We start from the raw sequence: 25,177 nt of genomic DNA, 5'->3' as shown, positions 1-25,177 counted from the left end.
GAATTATCGCCAGAAAACTGATAGCTCCTGTTGTGAATTAATTAACAAATCTAATTAGTTCAGAGGATGAACTATGGACTGGAAACCCATTACGAAATCAGGACAGAATTGGTTAGTAGAACCAAACCTACTGAACTATGAAGAAACTCGCCGCACTTTCTCTTGGTTCTTACTTGATGATGAGTTGAAAGGAGCAAGCAAGGGTAAAGGGATCAACATTGCCGATATCGCGATTGACCACCATGCCGAAAGTTCGCGAGCTAACCAGGTCGCGTTGCGCTTTCTTGCTCAAGATTGGACAGCCAAAGACTTTACTTATGGGGAACTCAAAGCCCAAACCAATCGTTTTGCTAACGTATTGAAAAAACTAGGTATCATCAAAGGCGATCGCATATTTGTCCTCGCTGGACGAATTCCGTTATTGTATATTGCCGCACTTGGTACTTTAAAAAATGGCAGTGTTTTTTGCCCCCTCTTTTCAGCGTTTGGGCCAGAACCCGTTTATCAACGCATGGATCGAGGTGATGCTAAGGTATTGGTTACTACCACATTGCTCTACAAGCAGAAAGTTGCCCAATTGCGATCGCGGTTGCCGAAGTTACAGCACATCCTGCTGACCGATGCGGAAACAGATATGGGCGAGGGGCTGTGGTCGCTTCCTAAACTCATGGCAGAAGCCTCCGACGAATTCACCACCGCACCCACCGATGCTGAGGATATGGCGCTTTTACACTTCACAAGCGGCACAACCGGGATGCCAAAAGGCGCGATTCACGTCCACAAAGCTGTTTACGCCCACTACATCACAGCAAAATACGTCCTCGACCTCCATCCTGACGATATCTTTTGGTGTACCGCCGATCCGGGATGGGTGACAGGTACTTCTTATGGCATCATTGCGCCCCTCACCCATGGTGTAACTAGCATCATCGATGAAGCTGAGTTTGATGCCGATCGCTGGTATCGCATTCTGGAAACTCAAAAAGTCAATGTCTGGTACACCGCTCCCACAGCCATTCGCCGCTTGATGCGAGTGGATATAGAACCGAGAAAACAGTATGACTTGAGCCATTTGCGGCTAGTTCACAGCGTCGGAGAACCCCTGAATCCAGAAGCGGTCGTGTGGGGTCAACAAAAGCTAGGTCTACCCATCCACGACAACTGGTGGCAAACCGAAACAGGCGGGATCATGATTGCCAACTATGCCACTATGGATATTCGTCCTGGCTCAATGGGTCGTCCACTACCCGGTATCGAGGCTGCAATTGTGCGACGGCATGAGGATGGTACGGTAGAACTAATAGACAAACCTGGTATGGACGGAGATTTAGCCCTAAAACCTGGCTTTCCTTCCATGTTTCGCGGCTATCTCCACGACGAGGAACGCTATCGCAAGTGCTTTGTCGGAGATTGGTATATTACTGGCGATTTAGCTATGCGCGATGAGGATGGTTATTTTTGGTTTGTGGGGCGAGAAGACGACATCATTAAAACTTCTGGGCATATGGTCGGGCCTTTTGAAGTTGAAAGTGCTTTGATGGAACACCCAGCCGTTGCCGAAGCAGGTGTGATTGGTAAGCCCAATCCGATGATTGGGGAACTAGTTAAAGCCTTTGTATCGCTCAAACCCGGCCAGCAACCCAGCGAGGCGCTCAAACTCGAACTCATCGGTTTTGCACGGCAGAAATTAGGCGCAGCGATCGCCCCCAAGGAAATTGAATTTCAGGACAACCTACCCAAGACCAGGAGTGGCAAGATTATGCGGCGCTTATTGAAAGCTCGCGAGTTGGGTTTACCTGAAGGCGACTTGTCAACATTGGAGGTAAATTGATGAAGAAAAAAACTGCTGTAGAACCGGAAGTTGTTCCTGTTGAGCGGAACCACCACCATCATTTACTTCATCAAATGCTGCGGATTCGTCGCTTTGAAGACAAGTGTGCAGAACTGTACGGAGCTATGAAAATCCGGGGCTTCCTACACTTATACAACGGTGAGGAAGCAGTTGCAGTTGGCGTTATGCAAGTATTGCGACCAGAGGATGCGATCGTTGCCACCTATCGCGAACACGGTCAAGCCTTAGTCCGGGGTATCCCGATGACTACCGTAATGGCTGAGATGTTTGGTAAACAAGAAGGCTGTTGTCGCGGTCGGGGTGGCTCAATGCATCTATTCGACAAGGAAAGACGCTTTTATGGAGGTAATGCCATTGTCGGGGGTGGTTTACCTCTGGCGGTGGGACTGGCGCTGGCAGACAAAAAACTCGGCAGACAACAAGTAACCTGCTGTTTTTTGGGCGACGGAGCAGTAGCCGAAGGTGAGTTTCACGAGTCAATGAATTTGGCTGCACTGTGGCAGGTTCCCGTTTTGTTTGTCTGTGAAAACAACCAGTATGCAATGGGTACTGCCTTGAAGTACTCCCACTCAGTTACAAACCTCGCCCAAAAAGCTAACAATTACGGTATTGATAACGCTGCTGTCGATGGGATGGATGTTTTGGCAGTTGAGGAAGCTGCTCAAAAAGCTGTCACTGCGGTGCGGGAGGAAGGCAAACCATTCTTCTTAGAATGTATTACCTATCGCTTCCGCGCCCATTCGATGTTTGATGCGGAACTGTATCGGGATAAAGCAGAAGTGGAACTGTGGAAACAACGCTGTCCCATTGAGACATTTGCCAAGCGATTGAAGGAACAGGGAGTACTCAGTGATCCTGAATGGGAAGCAATGGAGCAAGAGGTGGCACTAGAAATTGAGAATGCGATCGCCTTTGCCGAAGCAGGTACTTGGGAACCCACCGCAGAGTTGACCCGCTTTGTTTACTCTGAGCGAGGTATGGGAACATGAAGACTGGAGAGCATGAACCTCAAATGATTCATACCACCTATCGAGAAGCCATCCGCGAAGCACTGCGTGAAGCAATCCGCAAAGATGAGCGAGTTTTTTTGATGGGTGAAGATGTGGGACGCTATGGCGGTGCTTTTGGTGTCAGTAAGGGACTGCTGCAAGAGTTTGGTGCAGAACGAATTATGGACACGCCGCTATGTGAGTCAGGCTTTACGGGAGCGGGGATTGGGGCAGCTCTGGGTGGTATGCGTCCGATTGTGGAGGTGATGACGGTTAACTTTAGCTTGCTGGCTGCTGACCAAATCCTCAATACAGCAGCAACCTATCTACACATGTCTGGTGGTATGTTCAACATACCCCTCGTGATTCGCATGGGGACGGGTGGGGGTAAGCAGTTGGCAGCACAGCACTCCCGCAGTTTGGAAGGATGGTATGCCCATATCCCCGGCATTAAGGTACTAACGCCTGCGGTGCTGGAGGATGCACGGGGAATGCTCTGGACTGCACTCGCAGATCCAGATCCAGTCCTGATTTTTGAGAACACTCTTTTATACAACATGGACGGAGAAATAGCGGCAGATGCAGGAGCTGTTGATATTGACCATGCCCGCATCCGGCGAACAGGTAGTGATGTAACTATCATCACTTACAGCGCCAGCTTGTTTAAGGCTCTGGAAGCAGCAGAAACCTTATCAAAAGAGGGAATTGAAGCAGAAGTTATCGATTTACGTACCCTTCGCCCTCTGGATGATGAAACTTTTTTAACATCTATTGCCAAGACCAACCGAGCCGTAATTGTCGATGAAGGCTGGCGTAGTGGTAGTATCTCTGCGGAGATTAGCGCCCGCATCATGGAACGCGCCTTCTATGACCTGGATGCACCCGTCGAGCGCATTTGTGGGGCAGAGGTTCCTATGCCCTATGCTAACCATTTGGAGCAAGCCTCTACACCACAAGTTGACGATATTGTCAAGATAGTGAGGAGGATGGTGAGCAGAAATGGCTGATTTTTGTATGCCTAGCCTGGGTGCTGATATGAGGACAGGCACCTTAGTAGAATGGAAAGTCAAACCGGGCGATCGCCTGAAGCGGGGCGACATCATTGCAGATGTGGAAACAGACAAGGGCATCATGGAGATTGAAGTCTTTGAAGATATCATCGTCGATCAGCTCCTGATTGAACCTAACACAGAAGTTCCGGTAGGAACGGCGATGGCTAAGATTCACTCTGAAAAAGTCGCAGAACCAGAAGCCGTTACCGCAGGGCAAACAACTGAAAGCAAACAGCCCCTCACCCAGCCAATAGAGGAAACTCCCATCGTTCCCACAGCAGCTAAAAACGGGGGAAAACGCCTACGCGTCTCGCCCCTAGCCCGGAGGTTAGCTGACGAGCTAGGCCTTGACTTAAGTGATGTCCGCTCTAGTGTCCCTGATGGTGTGATTCAGCGAGTGGATGTAGAACAGGCGGCTTTGCAGGCTAAAGTAGAGAAGCCAGTTGAGGAAATAAGCGTAGCGCCGATTGTTGCTAAACCGACGACAACAGCAGATTTCCAAGTTGGGATGCGTCGAGCGATCGCGGCTGCCATGTCGCTTTCCAATCGAGATATTCCCCACTATTATCTAGAAACCCGTATTGATATGAGTCACCCGCTACAATGGTTGGAAGCGGAAAATCAAAAGCGGTCTATTAAAGAACGCATTTTATCAGTAGTTTTACTGATTAAAGCCACTGCAAAAGCTCTGACGGAAGTACCGGAACTCAACGGCTACTGGATTGACAACCACCTCCAGGTACAAGAACCCATCCACATTGGCTTTGCCATTTCCCTCCGCCAAGGAGGCTTAGTGACACCAGCTATCCACCATGCCGACCTCAAAAGTCTGGATGAATTAATGGCAGCCATGCGTGACCTGATTGAGCGGACGCGCGGTGGTCGTCTCCGTAGTTCGGAAATGTCTGATGCAACTATCACCCTCACAAATCTCGGTGATATAGGTGTGGAAAAAGTCTTTGGCGTGATTTATCCCCCACAGGTAGCTTTAGTCGGATTCGGCAAAATTTCCGAACAACCTTGGGCAGAACATGGGATGCTTGATGTTCGCCCAGTCCTAACAGCAACCTTAGCAGGAGACCATCGCGCCACCGATGGGATAGTTGGCGCGAGATTTTTGCAAGCACTGAATACTCATCTACAAGCTGTTGAGAAATTGTGAAGACATTTATCAATCAAAAATTCAACAATGACTTCAACTCCAACTCAAACCCAAATCAAACAGACTATTTTGAATATCTTGAGCAAGCTTGCACCGGAAGCCGATTTAGAAAATTTGAAACCAGATGAAGATATCCGAGCAAAATTGGGTATTGACTCCTATGATTTTCTCAATTTGATGATCGGGCTTAACGAGATATTTGGTGTCGAAATTCCAGAAGCTGATTATGGCAAACTTGTAACTCTCACAGATATGATTCGCTATATTTCAAGCTCTTCTGGCTAAGAGGATTTTGGCAGCATCTGAATTTTTGCAAATAGACGTGGTTTACTCACAATTTCCTCACATTGTTGTTTTACTTTGAGAGTAAAGCTAGCTTGACAGAGTACTAATACCAATTTGAATAGATTTTTTGATCAATATTTGCTTGATGGTCAATCCAAAATCATAAATCCAAGATTGGATGACTTTTTAATTTTGTGTTGAATTGTAAATAACAAATTTAACAACTGGAGGTTTAAATATGAAATGTTTAGTCCGTTGGTTGAGCCTAGTTAGCCTAGTATTCATGATTTGCTGGGGATTTTTTGGCTTGACTCAACCTGTGTTAGCTGACAATCTCCAAACATTAGTAACAGAATTACCCCAGGTTGGAGATGAAAAGTTATGCACAGAATTTAAAGAGAAAATTGATTTAAATAACGCTAATATTATTGCCTTTAAAGATTGCCGAGGATTTTACCCGACTTTGGCAAAATTGATTCTCCAGCATGGCCCTTATCAAAAGGTTGAGGATGTTTTGGAAATACCAGAGTTAAGCGATCGCCAAAAGCAACTCCTGAAGTCTCAGTTAGTTAACTTTAAAGTGACACCTCAAGTAATTCCGCCAGAAATGAGGATGCCTCCAAGACCTGTGATGCGATGAAAATGACATTCAGATAAGCCTACAAAATGCCCAAGGCTGGACATTCGCATATAGACTTGGGCATACATAGCCTTTTCAGCCCACCTTTATAAAAAATCCTCTCAGCATCATTAAACATTTGGAGATCACTATGTTGAAAGCATCTGATATCATGACCAAAGATGTTGCCACAATTCGCAGTTCAGCAACTGTGGCTGAAGCAGTCAGACTCTTGAGGGCAAGGGACTGGAAAGCGCTTGTTGTAGATCGTCGCCACGAACAGGATGCCTACGGCATTATTACTGAAAGCGATATTGTATATAAAGTGATTGCTTATGGCAAAGATCCCTGTAGGGTACGTGTTTATGAGGTGATGACCAAGCCTTGTATCGTCGTCAATCCTGACCTTGGTTTAGAATACGTAGCGCGGTTATTTGCTGACCATAATTTGCAAAGAGCGCCCGTTATTCAGGGCGAATTACTGGGTATTATCTCACTGGCTGACATTCTGGCTAATAGTAACTTTCTTGAGCAACCCCAGACTATCCTGTTAGAACAACAGCTTCAGGACGAAATTAGAAAAGCTCGTGCAATTTGCGCTCAAAAAGGTATTCGCTCAGAAGAATGTGCTGCTGCTTGGGATGTGATAGAGGAATTACAAGCTGAGATAGCACATCAACGAGCAGAGAAAGTCGTGAAAACAGCCTTTGAAGAATACTGTGATGAGTATCCAGAGGCAAAGGGAATTTATGACACCTGGTGTAGTGGATAATACCATTTTGGATATTGGATTTATTCTCAGATTAATGCTGGGGCGATCGCATCTCATATTCACACAAGCGATCGCCCTTCTCATGCTCACAACTTCCTTATAATCTTCATTTACATTGAAAATATAGGTTAGAAAAAGCTAGCCCTATTAAGTTTCCATGAACTTGAAAACTTAAGCGATCGCTAGTATTAATTTTTAGCTTCTATTCAAGCAGCATGACAAATTGCATCATTCTGAATAGGAGGAAGAGCAATGACTATTGCTGAAAACAGGAACTCTCAAACACCCGGTAAGAGACTAGTATTAGTTGCGTTGATTTCAGCAATTCTGATCACGGGTGGTTCTATTGGCTGGATAAAATTTAAGCAGGAGCAAAATAAAAAAATTCAGCAAGCCCAGACTTTGTTGAATCAGGTATGTAAGACTGATATTTCTAACAATATTAATGTTTTGGATACCTTTAAACAGGTAAATGAAGCAACCAAACTTTTACTTAGTATTCCTAATGTACCAGGGTTAGCTTATACAGAAGCTCAACAGGAACTGAATAATTTTTCTGCCTGTATAAAAATTGTCAATGCAAAAGGGGAATTTATTGAAGCTAAAACACTGACCAAAAAGATGTTAGGTATTGGCAAGCAAACAATTCTCTCTTTACAAGAATGGCAGGTAATGCATTCAGATTTAGTCAAAGCAATTGATTTGTTAAAAAAGATTCCAGCTGATGTAGACATCTACTCTAAATCTCAACAAGAGCTTAAAAAGTATCAGCATATTTTAAATCTGGTTAATCAGAAAATTCAAAATGAGCAATTAGCATTGAATGCTTTCACTCAGGCTAAGGCTTTGAATGATGAAGCAGATGAACTTACTGCTAAATCTTCTAACCTTGAATCTTTATCGGAGGCTGAAGCTAAAGAACAAGATGCCATTAATATCCTCAAAAGTATTCCTAATGGCACAAGCCTATCCGAAAAAAGCCAACAAACTTTGTCAATATATGAAAATAAACTCCGAAATACCCAAGCTCAAATAGTAACTATAACTCTGCAACCATTAATGAAGAATTTCTCTAACTTTGCTTCTACTCTTGATGCTAGTATTGGATATCATGAATATTCTAAACAAGTAAACAATTTGCAAGATGAATTTAATCATCTTGTTCAAGAGTCATCAGCTATCAATAATCATCCGAGTATAAAGGCGTTAGCAAAAGCATTAGCTGAATATAATGATGCTTTAATTGTATGGCGCTATTGCCATGAAGGTAATTGTTTTAATTCTGTATCTGCTGGCATTCTAGATGCTCGACTAGTAGAATGGCTACCTAGTTATTTTCAAATTCAAGGTGTACCACTAACAGAAAAATATCAATTACAATTAACTCCTAATATTTTCAGACAAAAATACATTCTATTGAATGAAGCTTTGACAAAAATTTGGGAACAAGCAAAACAGAATATAACAGAAGCTCAATCGCAAATATAAGTAAGTCGGTTATTAATTAGATTGAGCGGTACTGAAACCCCCTTGCTCCTTCACAAGTTCCTCAAAATTTTTCTCTAATCTCAAAAATATATTTAGTATAAACCTCACAAAAGGGGCAAACCAATGCCATCCATTAATTTATTAACTCTTTTTAATTCATCGAATAATTGGCGTCAGGGCCATGTTTCTGTTCCTTGGCAACCAATTTACCAACAATTTCAAATTCCGCCAGAAGAACTGGTATTGAGCGACCTACGCGATCTCTCGCATAGGCCGATAAATGCTCAAGTTGACCGAGTTGATCCAGACGATCCCTCCCGCGATACCTTGATTTTTTCTCTACCAAAAGCAATTCCACCAGGTTCCGAAGATGACATGCTTGCTTCAGGCTTTATCAAAGTAAGCCAGGGTCAGTCAATACCTCTAGGACTGGGTGAGCCGTCTGTGGAAGTAGTTTATGGGGTAGATGGACGGGAACGTGGAGTACGATTGGCAAATAGTCGCCTGATTGTTTGGTTCAATTTGATACCTGCACCTGAAGATAATGGGCGAAATTGGTTTTCTGGTTCAGCAACAAGTATCCAGCTTGACCACCAAGAAATTTTAGATCCTTTCCGGGCGGCTAAGGGTGAATGGCTGGGTCAAGACCCAGAAAAGCGATGTATGCAGGTGGCTGAAATTCAGTTACCAGGCGCTTCCGAACCAAAATCGCCTTACTATCAAGTTTCTTTGTATAACCATTCCTATCGGCTGATATCTCAATCTAGTGGTTCTGTGCGAGCTAGCATCACCATTGCTTCAGAACCTTTTGACTATATGGGTGCAGACCCAGTTACAGGTAATAACCGCCATTTAGTATGTCAACTATACCGGATAATTAGTTTATATGCTGGCGCAAACTACCTGATTGAAGAACTATTTGTCAAAGGGAAGCCAAAAGCAGAAGAAGACAGGATAGTGGATAGTCCAGAGGTTGTCTATCTCAATTTTGGGCTGCACTACTTTGCCCATATGAACATGGGATATACACAGGACATCCAGCAGGTATTTCCCGTACCTGATTGGTTTGCGATCGGTTCTAATACACCTCCTTACCCTGCTTACGGTTTAGCTACTAATTTGCATATCGAGTCGCTAACGCACCCCTACGAGAGAAATACTAGTCGTTTCTCATGGCAGTTGTTACCTGGCAAATGTGCAAAGTGCCTGCACTTGTTCATGCGAAATCAATTGAACGAATTTGATGCACGGGTGGGTCATTTGTGGTACGAGATGATTTACAACCCACTGAGAGCTGAAATTTATCAGGATGCTGAACTTAAAAGCAAAGTTCAAAATGAAATATTTGCCAGTGTGTGAATTGATCGATACGTCAACAGACTGATTTTGAAAAAAAGTCAAAGCTCTGAGGGTGAAATCTTGCCATTCCCTCTAGCTATGTGTCGTGGACGATAAACTCAAAACTTGATATAACCTCACAAGTTCCTCAAATTTGTGATCTATAACAATAGATATAGAATTCAGGAGCATAGCAACCATATTACAACATACTTATTTATACCGCATGAATACTTAAAAAATTTAAAATACAAACATGGAGTCTCAAACAGTCAATAAAAAAAATCAGTATATAAAAAGTACGCCTAAAGAGCATCCCAGTGGTGATAAACGCTTCAAAATGCTTGATGCAACCATGAAGCGCCATCAATATCAGCAGGATGCACTGATAGAAGTCTTGCACAAGGCACAAGAACTTTTTGGCTATTTAGAAAATGACCTGTTACATTACATCGCTCACAGCCTGAAACTACCACCCAGTTGTGTTTATGGCGTAGCAACTTTTTATCATCTCTTCTCCCTAGCACCGAAAGGTGTACATAGTTGTGTTGTGTGTACGGGTACGGCTTGTTACGTCAAAGGTGCAGCAAATTTATTAGCAACTGTAGAAAAATGTGCCAAAATTCATGCTGGTGAAACAACTCCAGATGGAAAAGTTTCACTTTTAACAGCCAGATGTCTGGGTGCTTGTGGAATTGCACCTGCTGTTGTGTTGGATGGTACTGTATGTGGACACCAGACACCAGAGTTAGTTACTGAACAAATAGAAGGATGGCTAAAACATGGATCATGAAAAAAATAATTATTGACCCGGTTACGCGAATTGAAGGACACGCCAAAATCAGTATTTATCTTGACGATACAGAACAAGTCAGTGATGCTCGCTTTCATGTCACAGAATTTCGTGGTTTTGAGAAGTTTTGTGAAGGTCGTCCTCTTTGGGAAATGCCAGGAATTACGGCGCGAATTTGTGGAATTTGTCCTGTAAGTCACCTATTAGCTTCTGCCAAAGCAGGCGATCGCATCCTTGCAGTGACAATTCCCAAAGCAGCAGAAAAACTGCGCCGCTTGATGAATTTGGGACAAATTATCCAATCTCATGCTCTGAGTTTTTTCCACCTCAGCGCCCCGGATTTATTATTAGGAATGGATAGCGATCCCCAAAAACGCAATATATTTGGCTTAATCGCAGCTGAACCAGAATTGGCGCGTGGAGGAATCCGCTTGCGTCAATTTGGACAAGAAATTATTGAACAATTGGGAGGCCGTAAAATACACCCATCATGGGCAATTCCTGGTGGTGTCCGCGAAGCATTATCCCAAGAAGGACGCAGCCATATTCACAACCGCATCCCAGAAGCACGCGCCACAATCTTAGATGCACTGGGTAGATTTAAAAACTTACTCAATGATTATGAAAAAGAAGTCCAAACCTTTGGGAATTTTCCTAGCTTATTTATGGGGTTAGTTACTTCTAATGGCTTGTGGGAGAACTACGACGGAAATATTCGTTTTGTAGATAGTGCAGGCAATATCATTGCTGATCAACTCGATCCAACTCATTATCAGGAATTTATCGGTGAAGCAGTTCAACCGGATTCTTATTTAAAATCTCCCTATTATCGTCCTTTGGGTTATCCTGACCAGAGCGACCATTGTCGTGTAGATAGTGGTATTTATCGGGTAGGGCCTCTAGCACGTCTGAATATTTGCAGTCATATTGGTACACCGTTAGCTGATGCGGAATTGAGAGAATTTAGAGATAGAGGTCAAGGTACTGCCACTTCATCATTTTTCTATCACTATGCCCGGTTAATTGAAATTCTGGCATCAATTGAGCGAATTGAAATTTTATTAGATGACCCTGATTTACTATCAAATCGACTGCGTGCTGATGCTGGCATTAATCAATTAGAAGGAGTGGGCGTGAGTGAAGCACCACGCGGTACATTATTTCACCATTATCAAGTTGATGAAAATGGCTTAATTGAAAAAGTAAATTTAGTAATTGCCACTGGTCAGAACAATTTAGCAATGAATCGTACAGTCGCACAAATTGCGCGGCATTTTATTCATGGTTCAGAAATTCCTGAAGGTATGTTAAACCGTGTTGAAGCCGGAATTCGAGCTTTTGATCCTTGTTTGAGTTGTTCGACTCATGCAGCAGGGCAAATGCCTTTACATATTCAATTAGTTGGTGTTGATGGGAGTATTTTGAATGAAGTTTGGCGGGACTAACAGCAGAAAATCTCTAAGTTAAACCTGAAGTCTCAGTTAGTTACCAATTCAATTACCACAGAACGGCAAGTATTTAGGGCTGAGGAGATTTCAGGCATCCAACTAGTAAACACCCACATTCAGAGTGTAGTTTAATACCCCAGTACCGCTAGTTTCCTGAGTCACATTAATACCGAAACCACTAAATTTGACATTGACTGAAGATGATGCAGGAGAATAACGAGTAGAAATTTTTACTGTATGTTTTCCCACAGAAAGATAAGGCGACAGATTAACATAGGCTCTCTTGCCACGAATCTGTCTAATTACTTTGCCATTGAGAGTGATATTACCTTGTAATTGAGACCCTGAAGTACTAATACTAAGGATGTGTGGATGACGCAGATTGACTGCACTGAGATTGATCGTACTTTCTTGATAATCAGATGAATTGCGATAATTTCGGCTATTAATAATAGCTATGGCATGATTTACATCAACATTGTTGTAAGACTGAACGATAGAATTTTGGTTATTGGGGATCATATCGTAGGCTACAGCTGTGTTCCCCATAGTTATTAAAACTGCACAGGCTGCAAAAAACCTTGGAATTTTCATACATAATCAAATGACGAATAAAACCTTACTTCAATCTGTTCTTGAGTTGCTCATTAATCAACTCAAGAACATTTGCTAAATTGTCCACGATTAGCTAAAGAGCTTAATTTCGAGTTCGAGCTTGAGCTATTCCCAGAGCTTCATTAGCTTTAACAATTGCTTTAGTTATTGCCTGCACAGAGCCAGCATCCCCTTTGGCTTCAGCTTGCGCCTCACCCATGAAAGCCACTGCTTGAGATACTGCCGTAGCTACTTGAAAATTATCCCCCTTCTGAGCTGAACTTTGAGCTCTAGCCATTGATTGTTGAGCCTGTATAAGTTTCGGTAAAATAATATCTCTGTACTCTGATGGAACATTGACTGGTACGGTCTGTGCCACTGTTTGAACTACAGTTATTGCCTGATTCAATACCTTCACCGCAACGGCAACGGCAACCCCTACCGATACATTCTCTTGAGCAACAACGAACTCGGAGTTATCCAATGCATTAACATTACTTAACTCTTTGTGATTAGATGAAAATGATAATGCCTGACCCGATAAAATTATCAGCAAGCCTATCACTAAAGCAGTTACTTGACTAAAGTGATTGTTTTCCATCCTGCTCATCTCCTGATTCAAAAACCGAGAGGGTGCGCCCATCCTCGCTGAAGCCAGTGATGATGTGCGCCCTCTCAAACCTCCCGTGAAGATAAAGCAAAGTTTTCTAAATCTGCAATTAACTCACTTATGAAGTTTATTGAGCACTGCTTTGAGCAATAGCAGTCGCGCTACCCACAGCTGTTTTTGCACTGGCTAGTGATTTGGCAATAGCTGGTTTACCAGGTCCACTAATAGCGTCCGATTGTGCTATGGCCAACGCATCACCAAGGACTGTTTCTGCTTGCGATAGCGAAACAGCAACTGCTTTTTTATCGCTGATAGCAGTTGAACCAGAAATAGCAGTAGCATTCCCAATCAAAGTTTTGGCCTGAGCAATAGACTCAGCTAAAGCACCTTTTTTGGGTCCACCAATAGCTTGTGATTGAGCAGCAGCTAAAGCGTTCCCCAATGCACTTTCTGCGACGGCTACCGATTGTGAATACGCTTTTACGTCTCTGAGAGCAACATAATGAGGAACTTGAGCAATAAGGATCTCCTCGGCGTTACCCAATCTATTTATACGGGTTATTTCTGCAATTTTATATGTACTTGCAAATGCTGTACCTGATAAACTAAGAAGTGATCCGATCGCTACAGCAGCAACTTTGTAAAAAAGTGTATTTTTCATATTTACCTCTAGAGAGTTGAACTCTCATTTGTGTAAAAATAGATTAAATTTTAGCTTTGATGAATTATCTAGTTAGCTCGGAAATCTTCTCTTTTTGAGCTATTAATATACTAAAAATTAAATGTGAAGAAGCTGTGAGGAAATATCTGCTATTCACAAAACAATACAATTGATTTCTATTTATCTTTAACCAGATAAATTCTGGACGTTATTCAGCATTGCTTTGGGCAATAGTAGTCGCGTTATCCACAACTGTAGTCTCAGTTTTTTTGAGAAATCTTTCTGGTATAAATGAATTGTGACGATTGAGTTGTTGTTTACTACAACTCTACTACCCAAAGCCCTCTTTATTTTGGCGAAGGTATTGTATGACCCACCTTTTTTACAACTCTTACACGGATTGCTATAGTCAGAATGCAATTTAACTCACGTGGTTGTCAGGAATTAGTAAGTAAGTAAAATTAAGGTGATCTGACAACAAATCTCATTCTCTGTCAGATCATGTTAAATTTAATTTTCGTTGCTAAATTGGAAGGAATAAAGCTTTGCAACCATCTCAGCACGAGATGAAACTTCGAGTTTACGAAACATACGTTTTAAAGCTTGTTTGACAGAATTTTCCTGAATTCCGAGGGCTGCACCAATTTCAGCATTTGTGAATCCCCGTGCTACGAGTTCAGAAATTTCTACTTCACGTGGAGTTAAAGGTTTAATATCAAAAAAATTCAATCTCGTTTGTTCAGATGGCTTTATGGAAATGGAAGTAGTTTGTGAGCGTATTGTTGTAACCCAAGTGGATAGATGCAGACAAAGCGCACTTAAATCTGCTAGTTCTTGTGTGTTAAAAGCAGACATTCCCTGCTCACGAGTCAAGGCTACTATACCCACTAGTTGTCCATTACTTACAATTGGTCCTGCCATGACGTGCCAGTGGTCAGTACGAGGACAAATCAGCCTCCATGTTTTGGGTGATACTACTAATCCTTCGTGAACAGGGGCATGACGTTCCACTAAGTAGCATAATACTGGATTGTGCTTGGTAGATAATCCCAGTTGCAGCGCTTTCTGAAAATTGCTTTTTTGAAAACTGGCATAAACAGAGGGGATCTGATTAAAAAAAAGCAATCTCCACCTTTTAGCAGTAAAATACTTACCCACCTCCGCAGAAATTTGCGATTTTAACTCCTGTTCATCTTTAGCTTTAGCAATTATTTGAAAGAGATATTGTAACGATATTGTCATCATCGCTTCATTATGATACTTTATACCCGCTTAAGGACTAAGCAGAACCAAATTGTCCATTTTATTCTAGCTTTATCACTATTGGAAATGTAGAGACATTGCACTGCAACGTCTCTACAGGGTTTAAATATCAATCGATTTTTATCCGAGGAATATTGTATTTTATCTTTGGTTACAGGGGCTTAGTGGTAATTCTGATATTGTAACCACAGTCATCAAACCTAAATTATGAGAGTACACCCACGGAAAATCTATAATCTGCTGCAAAAATCAAGTCAGACAAATAAATTAGTACGGGAGATTATCATCGGGTTAACCTGGACATTATGCCAAGCGGATGGAATAGGATTGTGTATGAGTCCTGGTCAGCAAACGCGCACTTTACCCTGGTCAGGAACCTTGGTGAATAGGACTTTAGCAGATTTAGCAGCTTGGTTACAATCGTGGGATAGCTACCAAGCTACCGTTGGTATGGCAGCGATTAATGCTATAATTAACCCATCTTCGCCACTAGCTTTGGAAGCAAAGCCGCTTTCACCAAAAGGTTCGGCTAATTTAGCTGTTTTTGAGCATTTTTTACCGTTAATTCGGGGTAAACGAGTAATCGTAATTGGGCGCTATCCGGGACTATTTGAGTATGAACAAGAAATAGACCTAACGATTCTCGAACGTCAGCCGAGTCCCCAAGATTTACCCGATACAGCTTGCGAGTATCTTCTACCCGAAGCAGATTGGGTATTTCTGACAGCTACTTCTATAGTAAATAAGACATTTCCGCGTTTGGTAGAATTGTCGCAAAATGCAAAATTAGTGTTGATGGGCCCTACTTTACCCTGGTTGCCAGATTTTGCAGATATGGGAATTGATTATTTAGCAGGCGTTGCTGTCACCAACCCAGAGGGATTACGTCAGACAATAGCTGAGGGGGGAGGTACTAGGATTTTTGACACAGGAGTACAATATCGGGTTTTGAAGTTGTAAATTTATCATGTGCTGTGAAAAATATAGATACTGAGATTTTGCACCTAGCTCTAGCGATTTCTAATCGCCAGAGCTAGGTGCAAAAGATTTCAGGATAACTATTTGGCAAGTACAACCTCATCAAAAGTAGTATCAACAGAGACTTCAGTCCAAGCATCGAGTTCAGCTTTGACTGAATCCAGCTTGGCATTAATAGCAGAAATTGCATCTTCTCCTAGCACTAATCTCAGTGGTGGATTATCACTATCAACTGCTTTAATCATTGCCAGAGCTGCTTTTTTTGGATCACCTGGTTCGTTAAATTCCAATTTCATATCTAGTATATCCCGCGCATCTTTACGCATCGCACCAATGACTTTTTCATAGTCATTGATTTGGATATCAGTTATGACCAGAGAACGTGTGACAAAGTTTGTACGAAATGCACCAGGTTCAACTATTGTGATTTTGATACCCAAGGGTGTAACTTCCTGAGCTAATGCTTCGGAAATGCCTTCTATTGCAAATTTGGTACCATTATAGATTCCTGTGCCGGCATAGGACACAAAGCCACCCACTGATGAAATATTAAGAATGTGTCCACTGCGTTGTTGTCGCATATGAGGTAGTACTGTTCGTAGCACTTCTAAGACAGCAAAAAAGTTGGTTTCAAACTGACGACGAACTTCTTCATTTCTGACTTCTTCTATTGCTCCTAAAACCCCATATCCAGCATTATTAACAAGTACATCAATGCGCCCAAAATTGGTAATTGCTTGTTTTACTGCTTCCCGTACCTCTTCAGGTTTAGTGACATCAAGTTGCACCGCTAATGTGTGCTCTGGAAAGCTTGCAGCTAAATCTTTGATCTGCTCTGGATTCCTTGCGGTTAGCACCACAGTTTCGCCTCGCTCAAGCACTGTTTCTGCTAATGCTCGACCTAAACCCTTCGAGCTACCAGTAATAAACCATACCCGTTTTTGATAAATTGAGGACGTTACCATAAAAATTCTCCGTTTACTTATTGATGGTTGTCAGTTATCTCCTGCATCTTTTTGCGGAGACTAAGCGGTTTCATGTCAGTCCATACTTCTTTGATGTAATTCAGACACTCTTGCTTCAAACCATTTTTTCCCACATCTTTCCAACCAAGAGGGTTTTCGCGGTCAAATGGCCAAATAGAATATTGTTCTTCTTGATTCACTACAACTTTGTAAATTGTTGTGTCTTCTTTGTCGTCTTGATACATAATTGACCTGTTGGTTTTAATTAGTTAAGCTTTTGTCTCTATTTGCTGGTTTTTACTTTGAGCGAACTTAAATATTGAAATTCCAAAAATGTTAATACAAATACAATTAACATAAATAAAATATCTGCAAAAAGCATTCCATAATATATACCTCTTAGACCTGATATTTTTGAAAATAAAATTACCATTGGCATAGTTAAGATTATGCTTCTTAACAAAATTACTAATAACACGGTTTTACCTTTACCTATAGACAGAAAAAGAGTATTACTAAAGAATGCTAAAGGCCATATAGGCATTAATATACTAAGAATTTTAAAATTTATCAGATCGTCCTGCATAAATTGAATATTTGGCAGAAGTATTCCTAAAAATGTGTTTGGCGATAATTGTAAAGGCAACCAAATGAATATTAATAAAATAGTTCCAATAATTGCAAAAATTAAGTATGATTTTTTTACTCTTACATAATTTCGTGCGCCATAATTCATTCCTATTATTGGTTGTAATGCTTGGGCAAAACCAATAATAGGAATAAATACAATTGAAATTATTTTTCCTGCCGCTCCAAAAAAAGCAATATCAGTATTTGTTCCATAGTCGGAAATTAAATTAAAAATTACGAAATCTTGAAACAATATTGTGAATGGATAAAATAGTTCTGATATTCCTACTGATAAGATTGCGCGCATTATATCTATGGCGATCGCTCTTTTTTGGAAAATAATAGAAACCGAACTTTTCCCAAAAATAAAATAAGCTAAATTAGCAATACTATAAACAATCATTGCTATAACCGTAGCAAGAGCGATTCCTTGTGTCTCCCAATTAAATAAACTAATAAATATATAATTTAGTAAAATATTAATAATAACAAACAGCCAATCAAATATTGTAGTTAACTTAATATTGCCTTCTGATTTAATGACCAGACTACAAGCTTCTGCTAATATCAAAAATACTGAACCTAGTATATAAGTTTTAAAGTATTTTGTACCCTCTAAAGCAACTTCACCAGTGCCTCCCATAAGTAAAATTAATTGTTTTCCAAAATTGTAACCAATAATAGTGATTGAGAATGCGATCGCAACACTCATCACTATTAAATTACTAAATATTTTTGACTGAGTTTTGGTATCTCCAGAACCAATAGCTCGACTGAGAACAGAAGCGGAACCTACCCCAATAAATAGAGCAAATCCATTTATTATACCTGTCAGTGGCAGTGCGAGTGAAATACCAGCTAAAGCATTTTCACCAATAAATCGTCCTGCAAATAAAGCATCAATAAAGGTGTTTAAACTCAGCATCAATACCCCTAGAGTACTAGGGATTGATAATTTGAACATCAACTTGATAAGATTCCCATCAAGGATTTCATTTGTGATTTGATATTGTTTTTCTGAACTCATTTTTTAGTTGTATATGGTTTTTATTCCAATAAAATTAAAAATTATCTATGATTAATCAAATCCCATTCCTTTTCGCATACCTTGATAAAAATTGTCATAAAAATATTGATGTGGTACTAATCTTTTATATAAAGCATACAGATTGAGACGCCATAATGATTGCACGACGAAATATTGTCTTTTAGGTTTGCGAGCTAACAGAGCCTGTAAAATAGTATTTGCTACTTTTTCAGGTGGTAAACCTGCGCTACGATTGTCTTCTACCGAACCTTGCATATATATTTTGTAATTCTTGCCATATATCGCTTTAATTTCCGGTGACATATTCGCTAGTGTTTGCTGATAACTAGCTTCTACCTTATCAGCTTGTTCTGGGGTTACTATTCCTGCTGGTAATATAGAAATAACTTCAATTTCACTAGAATATAATTCCATTCGTAAAGAATCGGTAAGTGCTTCAATGGCAAATTTGGAAGCAGATAAAAGACTTCTATAAGGTAGAGCTAATCTGCCACAAATTGCACTGACATTGATGATACGACCTTTGGCTTTTCTTATTAATGGTAAGAATGCTTGTGTGACTGCAATTTGTCCAATAACATTGACTTCAAAATTAAATCTAATATCATCTATGGGAATACATTCTAATGGGCCATCTACTGCTACAACGGCGTTATTAATTAATGCGAATAATCCTTCCTTACCAACTACTAGCGAAACAAATTCCAATGCAGATTTAATTTCTTCAGCTTTTGTGATGTCCATAATTATGGGTGTTAAATCACCAGATGCAATCTGTTTTAATGACTGTGCATCTTTTTGTGTGCGGACTCCAGCAAAAACACGATATCCTTGTTTGGCAAGTGAAAGTGCGGTTACTCGACCTAAACCGGTGGATGTTCCTGTGATGACGACTGCACTTTTATGCTTCTGATTCATACCGATTTCCTCCAAAATTAAATGTATTTTTATATCCAAAAAGCTAAATTTAGAAATACAATTTATATCAACTAAATTTAAAAACTAAACCAAGCCAGAAACTAATGACTGAGACTCTTCTTGATCCTGACGGTGATTACGCATAACCATTTTCACACCACTAGCAGGAGAACAAATCAAACCTGTAAATTTAGAACGTTCTGGGCGCCGATTGACTAACTCTAATTGATAGCGTGAAAGAATAGTTGCTAATATAAGTTTCATTTCAAATAAGGCAAAATTCGCACCAATACACATACGAGAACCGCCACCGAATGGCAGAAATTCGTAGGGAGAAAATTGTTTTTCTAAAAAGCGTTCTGGCTGAAATTCTTTGGGATTTGGATATAAATATTCACGCTGATGGGTTGCATAAATATTACCAAGAACTATTGTACCGGGATGTAGTTCATAACCCATGATCTCAATCGTCGATTCTACTAATCTGGGAAATGTAAACAATTGAGTTGGGTAAATTCGCAAAACTTCATTACAAACAGCACTTAAATAGGGTAATGTAACAATGCTTATGGGGTCTGGGTTTTCACCAAGACTGTCAAGTTCTTTGAGTAGTTTTTCTCGCACATCTCTTAAGCGATGAATCCAGTACAAAGACCAACTAATAGCAGTTCCAGAAGCATCAACAGCTGCAAATATCGGTGATAATAAAAGATCACGTACCTCTTCATTGCTTAACTTTTCACCTGTTTCATCACAAGCAAATATCAAATCCCCAAGTATATCAGTGCGTGAAAAGTCTAGTTGCTGACGACGTTCTTCTACCTCGGTGGATAGCAATTGAAAAAGTTCTCGTCGCAGGTGAAGGAGGTATCCTTGGGGACTCCATCGACCTAAATCTTTTTCTCCAAAAACCTTGTTAAAAATTTTAACTATTAGAGATTGCCTATCGAGTTTCAGCAAGGATGCAAATAAATATTTTATTTTGTCATAGCGTTCTCCTTCTTGTAAACCAATAACCCGTTCTATTCCAACTTGGAAAGTAATATCTTCTATGACCGAGTATGCTACAAAAGGTTTTCCAATAACTTGTTTATTCATTATCTTTTCTGTGAGTTCGCAGATACCTCGCCCACAGGCTTGCATCCGCGCTCCATGAAAAGCTTGCATTAAGAGTTTACGCCGATTTTTGTGAATTAAACCATCAAGTTGTAGAACTCCTTGATTTCCTGTGATCAAAGCAAAATCTTGGTTCAATTCACCTCTAGCTAAAATTTCTTTGTTATTTGTAAAAATTTCTTTGATCCCTGAAGGATTGCTGATGTAAACAATTGGTGTAGAACCAGACATTATGGTAACAATATCACCATAACGTTGAGAAATAGCATCCAAATAACTAAAAGGATTAGTCTCGAATTGCAAACTTAGTAGCCAAAATGGTATTTTTGGTCCTGGGGGTAGTTTCATCAGTTTCTTTGACTCCCATTATTCAGATTGCACACAGCATTATCGATACAAACTCTTAGGTTTCTAGCTAATTCCTGAATATGAGGTTCAATAAAAATTGAGAAATGATCACCAGGAATTTCCATCACTTGAATAGCTTGACTAGAATATTTACCCCAACCTAGCAAGGGATCATTACTATTAAATTCTGGACTTTCAAAATCATGAATAATCTCTTCTTTCGCTCGAAATAGAGTTATAGACTGCTCATAAACAAGTGGTGTATAATTTCGCATGGCTTGAACATGAGCCTTGAAGAGTTTGTAATAACGGATAAAATCTTTAATTTCCGTATCACTAAAGATAAAATTCATTTTTTGATTAATCAAATCAAGTTGCTCATTCAGTGATAAATCTCGAAGTTCCTCAAAAGAAAGTGAAAAATCTATATTACTATCAGTTTTTATCGATTCAGCCATGCGAAGTAAAAATTTTGCATCATCATCTTTTGTAGATTCAATGCGTGTTTCTGAAAGTATGGCATCGATCACAACTAATAAATCTACTGTTTCACCTTCTCTTTGTAATTGCTGCGCCATTTCAAAAGCAAGTACACCGCCATAACAATGACCACCTAAAAGATAAGGACCTTTTGGCTGCACTTTCCGAATTTCTTGCAAGTAATAATTTGCTGTTTCTTCTACTGTTATAATTTCCGGTTCTTCTTGGTTAGGGTTATGTTCTAAGGCATAAAATGGATAATTTTCACCAAGTCTTCTGGATAAATTAATATAGTGATTAATACCTCCACCAGCACCATGTATACAAAAGAAAGGTATTTTAGAACCAGAAGAATTAATTGCTACCAAGGGAGAATTAGAACTTTCACGGAATGGCTGACTGACAATAGGAGCTATTTTCTCAATTGTAGGATTTTCAAAAAGAGTAGATAAAGTGAGATTATGTCCAAATCTATCTTGAATTTGAGCCATTAAGCGTACAGCTAAAAATGAGTGACCACCCAGATTAAAGAAATTATCTTTTACCCCAATCGAACTGGTATTCAGAAGATTTTCCCAAAGTTTTACTAATGATAATTCTGTAAAATTACGAGGAGCCATTGCCATTACGTTATCATTAGTATTTGGTCGAATAAGTTTATTTGTAGGAAGCGCACGTTTATCTATTTTGCCATTGGGTGTTAGTGGGAATGCGTCTAAGACCACAAAGGCAGATGGGAGCATATAAGTAGGTAATTTTTGTTGCAAATATCTCAACAGTTGTGCAGTGATACTTTCTTTTTCTGCGACGACATAAGCTATTAAAAGCTGATTTTGTTGGTCATCTTTTTCAGTAATTACAATAGATTCTTTGACATCTGGATGTTGTGTGATGACAGTTGCAATTTCAGCTAATTCTACTCGAAAGCCTCTGATTTTTACTTGCTCATCATCACGACCCAAATACTCAAGATTACCATCTTTGAGATAACGTACTAAATCGCCTGTTTTATAAAGCTTGGTTTCAGGGATAAAGGAGTTATCAATAAATCTTTGTTGAGTTAATTCAGGGCGATATAAATATCCCCTTGCTAATCCGTCACCACCAATATAAAGTTCACCGACAACTCCTACAGGTGTTGGTTGTAAATTGCGATTCAACACATAAATTTGAGTATTATCAATCGGACGACCTATGGGTACACTGTTTGCTTGGTCTGGTAATAAACTGGTGTCGTAATAAGTAGCGTTAGCAGAAACTTCTGATGAACCGTAAAGGTTAATTAATTTTGCAAATGGCAATAATTCTCGGAAAGTTTCAACTAACTTAATAGATAGTGCTTCACCGCTAGTTATCCAAAGTTTTAGTTGTAATAGTTTCTTAGTCAGATGACTGTAATTATCTAAAAGTAAACGCAGAAGTGAGGGTACAAGTATAACACGAGTAACTTTGTGCTTAACTAGAGTTTCTATAAATAATTGTGGATCTAATAAAGTTTCATTTTTGATAATTACTGTAGGAATTCCTTGGAGTAAAGGAGCAAAAATTTCCCATACCGAATCTACAAAACTAATAGCTGTTTTCTGACAACAAATTTCCTCTGGGTTGAAAGGATAAGTTTTCCATAACCAATGCAAACCATTTACTGTACCGCGATGAGTACCAAGAATACCTTTAGGAGTTCCAGTTGAGCCAGAGGTATAGATAATATAGGCGAGATGATCAGGTTTTGAAATGTGAATGGGGTTTTCTGAACTTTCTTGAACAATTTCGTCTTTGTGGATATCCAAGCAAACAGTTTTAGCCGCAGATAATGATAGTTTTTCTAAAATTTCTTGCTTACTAATTAATAGTGATGCTTGGGAATCCGAGAGCATAAAATTCAAACGTTCCACGGGATAACTTGGATCAAGGGGAATGTATGCACCACCAGCTTTGAGAATAGCTAAAATCCCTACTACCATATCTAGATCGCGTTCTAAACAGATAGCAACGAGGGTTTCTTGAGTTACACCTTGTTTTTGTAAATAGTGTGCTAGCTGATTGACTTTATGATTGAGTTGACGATATGTTAGTTGTTCTGATTGACTAATTAATGCCAAACAGTCAGGTGTTAGGTTAACTTGTTGTTCAAATAATTGATTTAAAGATGCATTTTGATAGTCTGCACTAGTTTGATTAAGTTTAAATAATAATTGCTCTTTTTCAAAGGTATTTAGTAGAGATAAATTACAGATACGCTGCTCTGGATTAGCAATAATATTTGCTAATAAAGTCTGAAAGTGATTGAGAAATTGGCTAATAGTTGTCGCATCGAAGATATCTGTATTATACTCCAGACATCCTGTTAAACCCTCTTGCAATTCAAACATCGACAGAAAAATATCAAGTTGAGCTGTCCCGCTATCAAACTCTAAAGTACGCAAGGTTAATCCAGACACTTCCTGCACAGATGTGGGAGTATTTTGCAAGACAAACATGACTTCATAAAGGGGATTTCGGCTCAAATTTCGTTCGGGTTGCAACTCTTCTACAAGTATCTCAAAAGGTAAATCTTGATGTGCATAAGCATCGAGAGTTACCTCACGAACTCGATGTAGAAATTTGCGGAAGCTGGGATTACCACTCAGGTTATTGCGTAATACCAAAGTATTAACGAATAAACCCAGCATTCCTTCTAACTCGGCTCGGTTGCGATTAGCAATTGGAGAACCAATTAAGATATTTTCTTGATCTGTATAGTGGTATAATAAGATATTAAATCCTGCTAGCAAGGTCATAAATAAAGTAGCATCTTCTTGCAGGCTCAATTGTCTGAGTGCATCAGTTAAGGCTGTTGATAATGTAAAATATTGCTTGGCACCATTAAAAGATGTGACGGTTGGTCGTGGACGGTCTGTGGGTAATTGTAATATAGGAAGTTCACCGCTTAGTTGTTGCTTCCAATAATTTAACTGGGTTGCGAGGAATTCACCCTTCAGGCGATCGCGTTGCCAAATGGTAAAATCTGCATATTGAATTGGCAGTGGGGGTAAGGGAGAAGGCTGATTTGTAGAAAAAGCCGCATATAAGGTTGATAACTCTCGCAAGAACACACCACAAGACCATCCATCGGTGATAATATGATGCATGATTACAAGCAAAACATGTTCTTGTTCATTTAATTTTAGTAAAGTTGCCCTAACTAAAAGTTCTTTGGTTAAATTAAACGGTTTTATTGCTTCCTTAGCTACAAGTTGTTTAACTTCTGCTTCCCAATCTTGACCACATAAATGCTCAAGATTAATAATAGGTATATTCCAGGTTAAAGTTGCTGTAATCTCCTGTATTGGCTCTCCATTTACAAGCCTAAAATTCGTCCGCCAAATTTCGTGACGCTTGAGGATTTCATTCAAGCTTTGCTGAAGTGCGGTAATATTTAGCTTTCCTTTAATATGAAAAGCAATGGGAATATTATAGAAAGAACTCCCGTGATAAAGTTGGTCAATAAACCAGAGTCTTTGTTGAGAAAAAGATAAGGGAATATTTTGAGATATTTGACGTTTGGGAATAGTATCAGCTTGAAATTTACCTCCCTTCCACTTTTCTAAAAGGGCTTTTTTTGCAGGTGATAAATTAGAATGATGTTTATCCATTGTTAATATATGATGAAAGTTGTTTGTGGCGATCGCAGTCGTATTTAATTTATATGTAAATAAAATTAAAACTTGAAAATTGGCTTGTAATAAGCGCTTGTCGCAGAGTAGCACTTATTACAAATATTAAATC

General features: G+C 39.9%; 23 protein-coding genes. 13 read left to right on the top strand and 10 right to left on the bottom strand.

Annotated features, from left to right (window positions below):
• The first annotated feature begins 73 nt into the window (after positions 1-73).
• From acsA to ACE1AT_RS24380, 12 genes are all read left to right on the top strand, one after another.
• Entirely contained in the window at positions 74-1,831 is a 1,758-nt protein-coding gene (gene acsA, locus ACE1AT_RS24435) for an acetate--CoA ligase (protein ID WP_374873110.1), read from the top strand.
• The gene (pdhA, locus tag ACE1AT_RS24430) at positions 1,831-2,841 is read left to right on the top strand and encodes a pyruvate dehydrogenase (acetyl-transferring) E1 component subunit alpha (protein ID WP_374873108.1); all 1,011 of its coding nucleotides are present in this window, start codon (positions 1,831-1,833) and stop codon (positions 2,839-2,841) included. Before acsA ends, pdhA begins: the two co-directional genes overlap by 1 nt.
• On the top strand, positions 2,838-3,848 hold the full coding sequence (locus tag ACE1AT_RS24425) for an alpha-ketoacid dehydrogenase subunit beta (RefSeq protein ID WP_374873106.1): 1,011 nt from the start codon (positions 2,838-2,840) through the stop codon (positions 3,846-3,848). Before pdhA ends, ACE1AT_RS24425 begins: the two co-directional genes overlap by 4 nt.
• Positions 3,841-5,055 (top strand): dihydrolipoamide acetyltransferase family protein, encoded by a 1,215-nt coding sequence (locus ACE1AT_RS24420; RefSeq protein ID WP_374873104.1) that lies wholly within the window; start codon positions 3,841-3,843, stop codon positions 5,053-5,055. The genes ACE1AT_RS24425 and ACE1AT_RS24420 overlap by 8 nt, the downstream gene beginning before the upstream one ends.
• A gap of 27 nt (positions 5,056-5,082) precedes the next feature.
• Positions 5,083-5,340 carry an acyl carrier protein gene (locus tag ACE1AT_RS24415; protein WP_374873102.1) on the top strand — a complete coding sequence of 86 codons (258 nt, stop codon included), beginning with the start codon at positions 5,083-5,085 and terminating at the stop codon, positions 5,338-5,340.
• A gap of 238 nt (positions 5,341-5,578) precedes the next feature.
• A complete protein-coding gene (gene psbU / locus ACE1AT_RS24410; RefSeq protein ID WP_374873101.1) occupies positions 5,579-5,980 on the top strand; it encodes a photosystem II complex extrinsic protein PsbU in 402 nt (133 codons plus the stop codon).
• Between the two features lie 130 nt (positions 5,981-6,110).
• Positions 6,111-6,731, top strand: a complete 621-nt coding sequence (locus ACE1AT_RS24405) for a CBS domain-containing protein (RefSeq protein ID WP_374873099.1) — start codon at positions 6,111-6,113, stop codon at positions 6,729-6,731.
• Entirely contained in the window at positions 6,709-6,834 is a 126-nt protein-coding gene (locus ACE1AT_RS24400) for a hypothetical protein (RefSeq protein ID WP_374873097.1), read from the top strand. Before ACE1AT_RS24405 ends, ACE1AT_RS24400 begins: the two co-directional genes overlap by 23 nt.
• 149 nt (positions 6,835-6,983) lie before the next feature.
• The gene (locus tag ACE1AT_RS24395; RefSeq protein ID WP_374873096.1) at positions 6,984-8,219 is read left to right on the top strand and encodes a hypothetical protein; all 1,236 of its coding nucleotides are present in this window, start codon (positions 6,984-6,986) and stop codon (positions 8,217-8,219) included.
• A 123-nt stretch (positions 8,220-8,342) separates the two neighbouring features.
• The gene (locus tag ACE1AT_RS24390; RefSeq protein ID WP_374873094.1) at positions 8,343-9,578 is read left to right on the top strand and encodes a hypothetical protein; all 1,236 of its coding nucleotides are present in this window, start codon (positions 8,343-8,345) and stop codon (positions 9,576-9,578) included.
• A gap of 235 nt (positions 9,579-9,813) precedes the next feature.
• The gene (gene hoxE / locus ACE1AT_RS24385) at positions 9,814-10,350 is read left to right on the top strand and encodes a bidirectional hydrogenase complex protein HoxE (protein ID WP_374873093.1); all 537 of its coding nucleotides are present in this window, start codon (positions 9,814-9,816) and stop codon (positions 10,348-10,350) included.
• Positions 10,347-11,795 carry a Ni/Fe hydrogenase subunit alpha gene (locus tag ACE1AT_RS24380; protein WP_374873237.1) on the top strand — a complete coding sequence of 483 codons (1,449 nt, stop codon included), beginning with the start codon at positions 10,347-10,349 and terminating at the stop codon, positions 11,793-11,795. Before hoxE ends, ACE1AT_RS24380 begins: the two co-directional genes overlap by 4 nt.
• 102 nt (positions 11,796-11,897) lie before the next feature.
• On the opposite strand, the gene ACE1AT_RS24375 is transcribed toward ACE1AT_RS24380, so the two are convergent.
• The 4 genes from ACE1AT_RS24375 to ACE1AT_RS24360 all read right to left on the bottom strand — a co-directional run bounded on the left by ACE1AT_RS24375 (position 11,898) and on the right by ACE1AT_RS24360 (position 14,905).
• Positions 11,898-12,347 (bottom strand): hypothetical protein, encoded by a 450-nt coding sequence (locus tag ACE1AT_RS24375; protein ID WP_374873092.1) that lies wholly within the window; start codon positions 12,345-12,347, stop codon positions 11,898-11,900.
• 148 nt (positions 12,348-12,495) lie between these two features.
• Complete coding sequence (locus ACE1AT_RS24370; RefSeq protein ID WP_374873090.1) at positions 12,496-12,993, bottom strand: hypothetical protein; 498 nt, start codon at positions 12,991-12,993, stop codon at positions 12,496-12,498.
• A gap of 136 nt (positions 12,994-13,129) precedes the next feature.
• Positions 13,130-13,663, bottom strand: coding sequence for a hypothetical protein (locus ACE1AT_RS24365; protein WP_374873089.1), 534 nt, complete (start codon positions 13,661-13,663; stop codon positions 13,130-13,132).
• Positions 13,664-14,173: 510 nt separating this feature from the next.
• Complete coding sequence (locus ACE1AT_RS24360; RefSeq protein ID WP_374873235.1) at positions 14,174-14,905, bottom strand: LuxR C-terminal-related transcriptional regulator; 732 nt, start codon at positions 14,903-14,905, stop codon at positions 14,174-14,176.
• Between the two features lie 228 nt (positions 14,906-15,133).
• On the opposite strand from ACE1AT_RS24360, the gene ACE1AT_RS24355 reads away from it, so the two are divergent.
• Positions 15,134-15,886 (top strand): Rossmann-like domain-containing protein, encoded by a 753-nt coding sequence (locus ACE1AT_RS24355; RefSeq protein ID WP_374873087.1) that lies wholly within the window; start codon positions 15,134-15,136, stop codon positions 15,884-15,886.
• A gap of 98 nt (positions 15,887-15,984) precedes the next feature.
• Here the strand turns inward: ACE1AT_RS24355 and ACE1AT_RS24350 are convergent, their stop codons facing one another.
• The 6 genes from ACE1AT_RS24350 to ACE1AT_RS24325 all read right to left on the bottom strand — a co-directional run bounded on the left by ACE1AT_RS24350 (position 15,985) and on the right by ACE1AT_RS24325 (position 25,044).
• A complete protein-coding gene (locus ACE1AT_RS24350; RefSeq protein WP_374873085.1) occupies positions 15,985-16,869 on the bottom strand; it encodes an oxidoreductase in 885 nt (294 codons plus the stop codon).
• 17 nt (positions 16,870-16,886) lie between these two features.
• Complete coding sequence (locus ACE1AT_RS24345; protein ID WP_374873084.1) at positions 16,887-17,114, bottom strand: MbtH family protein; 228 nt, start codon at positions 17,112-17,114, stop codon at positions 16,887-16,889.
• A 38-nt stretch (positions 17,115-17,152) separates the two neighbouring features.
• Complete coding sequence (locus ACE1AT_RS24340) at positions 17,153-18,526, bottom strand: MATE family efflux transporter (RefSeq protein WP_374873082.1); 1,374 nt, start codon at positions 18,524-18,526, stop codon at positions 17,153-17,155.
• Positions 18,527-18,577: 51 nt separating this feature from the next.
• Positions 18,578-19,465, bottom strand: a complete 888-nt coding sequence (locus tag ACE1AT_RS24335) for an SDR family NAD(P)-dependent oxidoreductase (RefSeq protein ID WP_374873080.1) — start codon at positions 19,463-19,465, stop codon at positions 18,578-18,580.
• Between the two features lie 84 nt (positions 19,466-19,549).
• The gene (locus tag ACE1AT_RS24330; RefSeq protein ID WP_374873078.1) at positions 19,550-20,929 is read right to left on the bottom strand and encodes a cytochrome P450; all 1,380 of its coding nucleotides are present in this window, start codon (positions 20,927-20,929) and stop codon (positions 19,550-19,552) included.
• Entirely contained in the window at positions 20,929-25,044 is a 4,116-nt protein-coding gene (locus tag ACE1AT_RS24325; protein ID WP_374873233.1) for an amino acid adenylation domain-containing protein, read from the bottom strand. The genes ACE1AT_RS24330 and ACE1AT_RS24325 overlap by 1 nt, the downstream gene beginning before the upstream one ends.
• Positions 25,045-25,177: the final 133 nt, after the last annotated feature.

This window comes from Pelatocladus sp. BLCC-F211, from assembly GCF_041928655.1.
Lineage (GTDB): Bacteria > Cyanobacteriota > Cyanobacteriia > Cyanobacteriales > Nostocaceae > Pelatocladus.
This window is presented reverse-complemented; position numbering and strand designations above follow the sequence as displayed.

What these genes read in the sequence shown, in the direction of transcription:
- ACE1AT_RS24400 (WP_374873097.1), top strand. Translation starts at nt 6,709, where the DNA reads ATGACACCTGGTGTAGTGGATAATACCATTTTGGATATTGGATTTATT.
- ACE1AT_RS24360 (WP_374873235.1), bottom strand. Translation starts at nt 14,905, where the DNA reads ATGACAATATCGTTACAATATCTCTTTCAAATAATTGCTAAAGCTAAA.
- acsA (WP_374873110.1), top strand. Translation starts at nt 74, where the DNA reads ATGGACTGGAAACCCATTACGAAATCAGGACAGAATTGGTTAGTAGAA.
- ACE1AT_RS24370 (WP_374873090.1), bottom strand. Translation starts at nt 12,993, where the DNA reads ATGGAAAACAATCACTTTAGTCAAGTAACTGCTTTAGTGATAGGCTTG.
- ACE1AT_RS24415 (WP_374873102.1), top strand. Translation starts at nt 5,083, where the DNA reads ATGACTTCAACTCCAACTCAAACCCAAATCAAACAGACTATTTTGAAT.
- ACE1AT_RS24365 (WP_374873089.1), bottom strand. Translation starts at nt 13,663, where the DNA reads ATGAAAAATACACTTTTTTACAAAGTTGCTGCTGTAGCGATCGGATCA.
- ACE1AT_RS24345 (WP_374873084.1), bottom strand. Translation starts at nt 17,114, where the DNA reads ATGTATCAAGACGACAAAGAAGACACAACAATTTACAAAGTTGTAGTG.
- ACE1AT_RS24420 (WP_374873104.1), top strand. Translation starts at nt 3,841, where the DNA reads ATGGCTGATTTTTGTATGCCTAGCCTGGGTGCTGATATGAGGACAGGC.
- ACE1AT_RS24390 (WP_374873094.1), top strand. Translation starts at nt 8,343, where the DNA reads ATGCCATCCATTAATTTATTAACTCTTTTTAATTCATCGAATAATTGG.
- ACE1AT_RS24405 (WP_374873099.1), top strand. Translation starts at nt 6,111, where the DNA reads ATGTTGAAAGCATCTGATATCATGACCAAAGATGTTGCCACAATTCGC.
- ACE1AT_RS24340 (WP_374873082.1), bottom strand. Translation starts at nt 18,526, where the DNA reads ATGAGTTCAGAAAAACAATATCAAATCACAAATGAAATCCTTGATGGG.
- ACE1AT_RS24325 (WP_374873233.1), bottom strand. Translation starts at nt 25,044, where the DNA reads ATGGATAAACATCATTCTAATTTATCACCTGCAAAAAAAGCCCTTTTA.
- ACE1AT_RS24355 (WP_374873087.1), top strand. Translation starts at nt 15,134, where the DNA reads ATGAGAGTACACCCACGGAAAATCTATAATCTGCTGCAAAAATCAAGT.
- ACE1AT_RS24335 (WP_374873080.1), bottom strand. Translation starts at nt 19,465, where the DNA reads ATGAATCAGAAGCATAAAAGTGCAGTCGTCATCACAGGAACATCCACC.
- ACE1AT_RS24380 (WP_374873237.1), top strand. Translation starts at nt 10,347, where the DNA reads ATGAAAAAAATAATTATTGACCCGGTTACGCGAATTGAAGGACACGCC.
- hoxE (WP_374873093.1), top strand. Translation starts at nt 9,814, where the DNA reads ATGGAGTCTCAAACAGTCAATAAAAAAAATCAGTATATAAAAAGTACG.
- ACE1AT_RS24375 (WP_374873092.1), bottom strand. Translation starts at nt 12,347, where the DNA reads ATGGGGAACACAGCTGTAGCCTACGATATGATCCCCAATAACCAAAAT.
- ACE1AT_RS24395 (WP_374873096.1), top strand. Translation starts at nt 6,984, where the DNA reads ATGACTATTGCTGAAAACAGGAACTCTCAAACACCCGGTAAGAGACTA.
- psbU (WP_374873101.1), top strand. Translation starts at nt 5,579, where the DNA reads ATGAAATGTTTAGTCCGTTGGTTGAGCCTAGTTAGCCTAGTATTCATG.
- pdhA (WP_374873108.1), top strand. Translation starts at nt 1,831, where the DNA reads ATGAAGAAAAAAACTGCTGTAGAACCGGAAGTTGTTCCTGTTGAGCGG.
- ACE1AT_RS24350 (WP_374873085.1), bottom strand. Translation starts at nt 16,869, where the DNA reads ATGGTAACGTCCTCAATTTATCAAAAACGGGTATGGTTTATTACTGGT.
- ACE1AT_RS24425 (WP_374873106.1), top strand. Translation starts at nt 2,838, where the DNA reads ATGAAGACTGGAGAGCATGAACCTCAAATGATTCATACCACCTATCGA.
- ACE1AT_RS24330 (WP_374873078.1), bottom strand. Translation starts at nt 20,929, where the DNA reads ATGAAACTACCCCCAGGACCAAAAATACCATTTTGGCTACTAAGTTTG.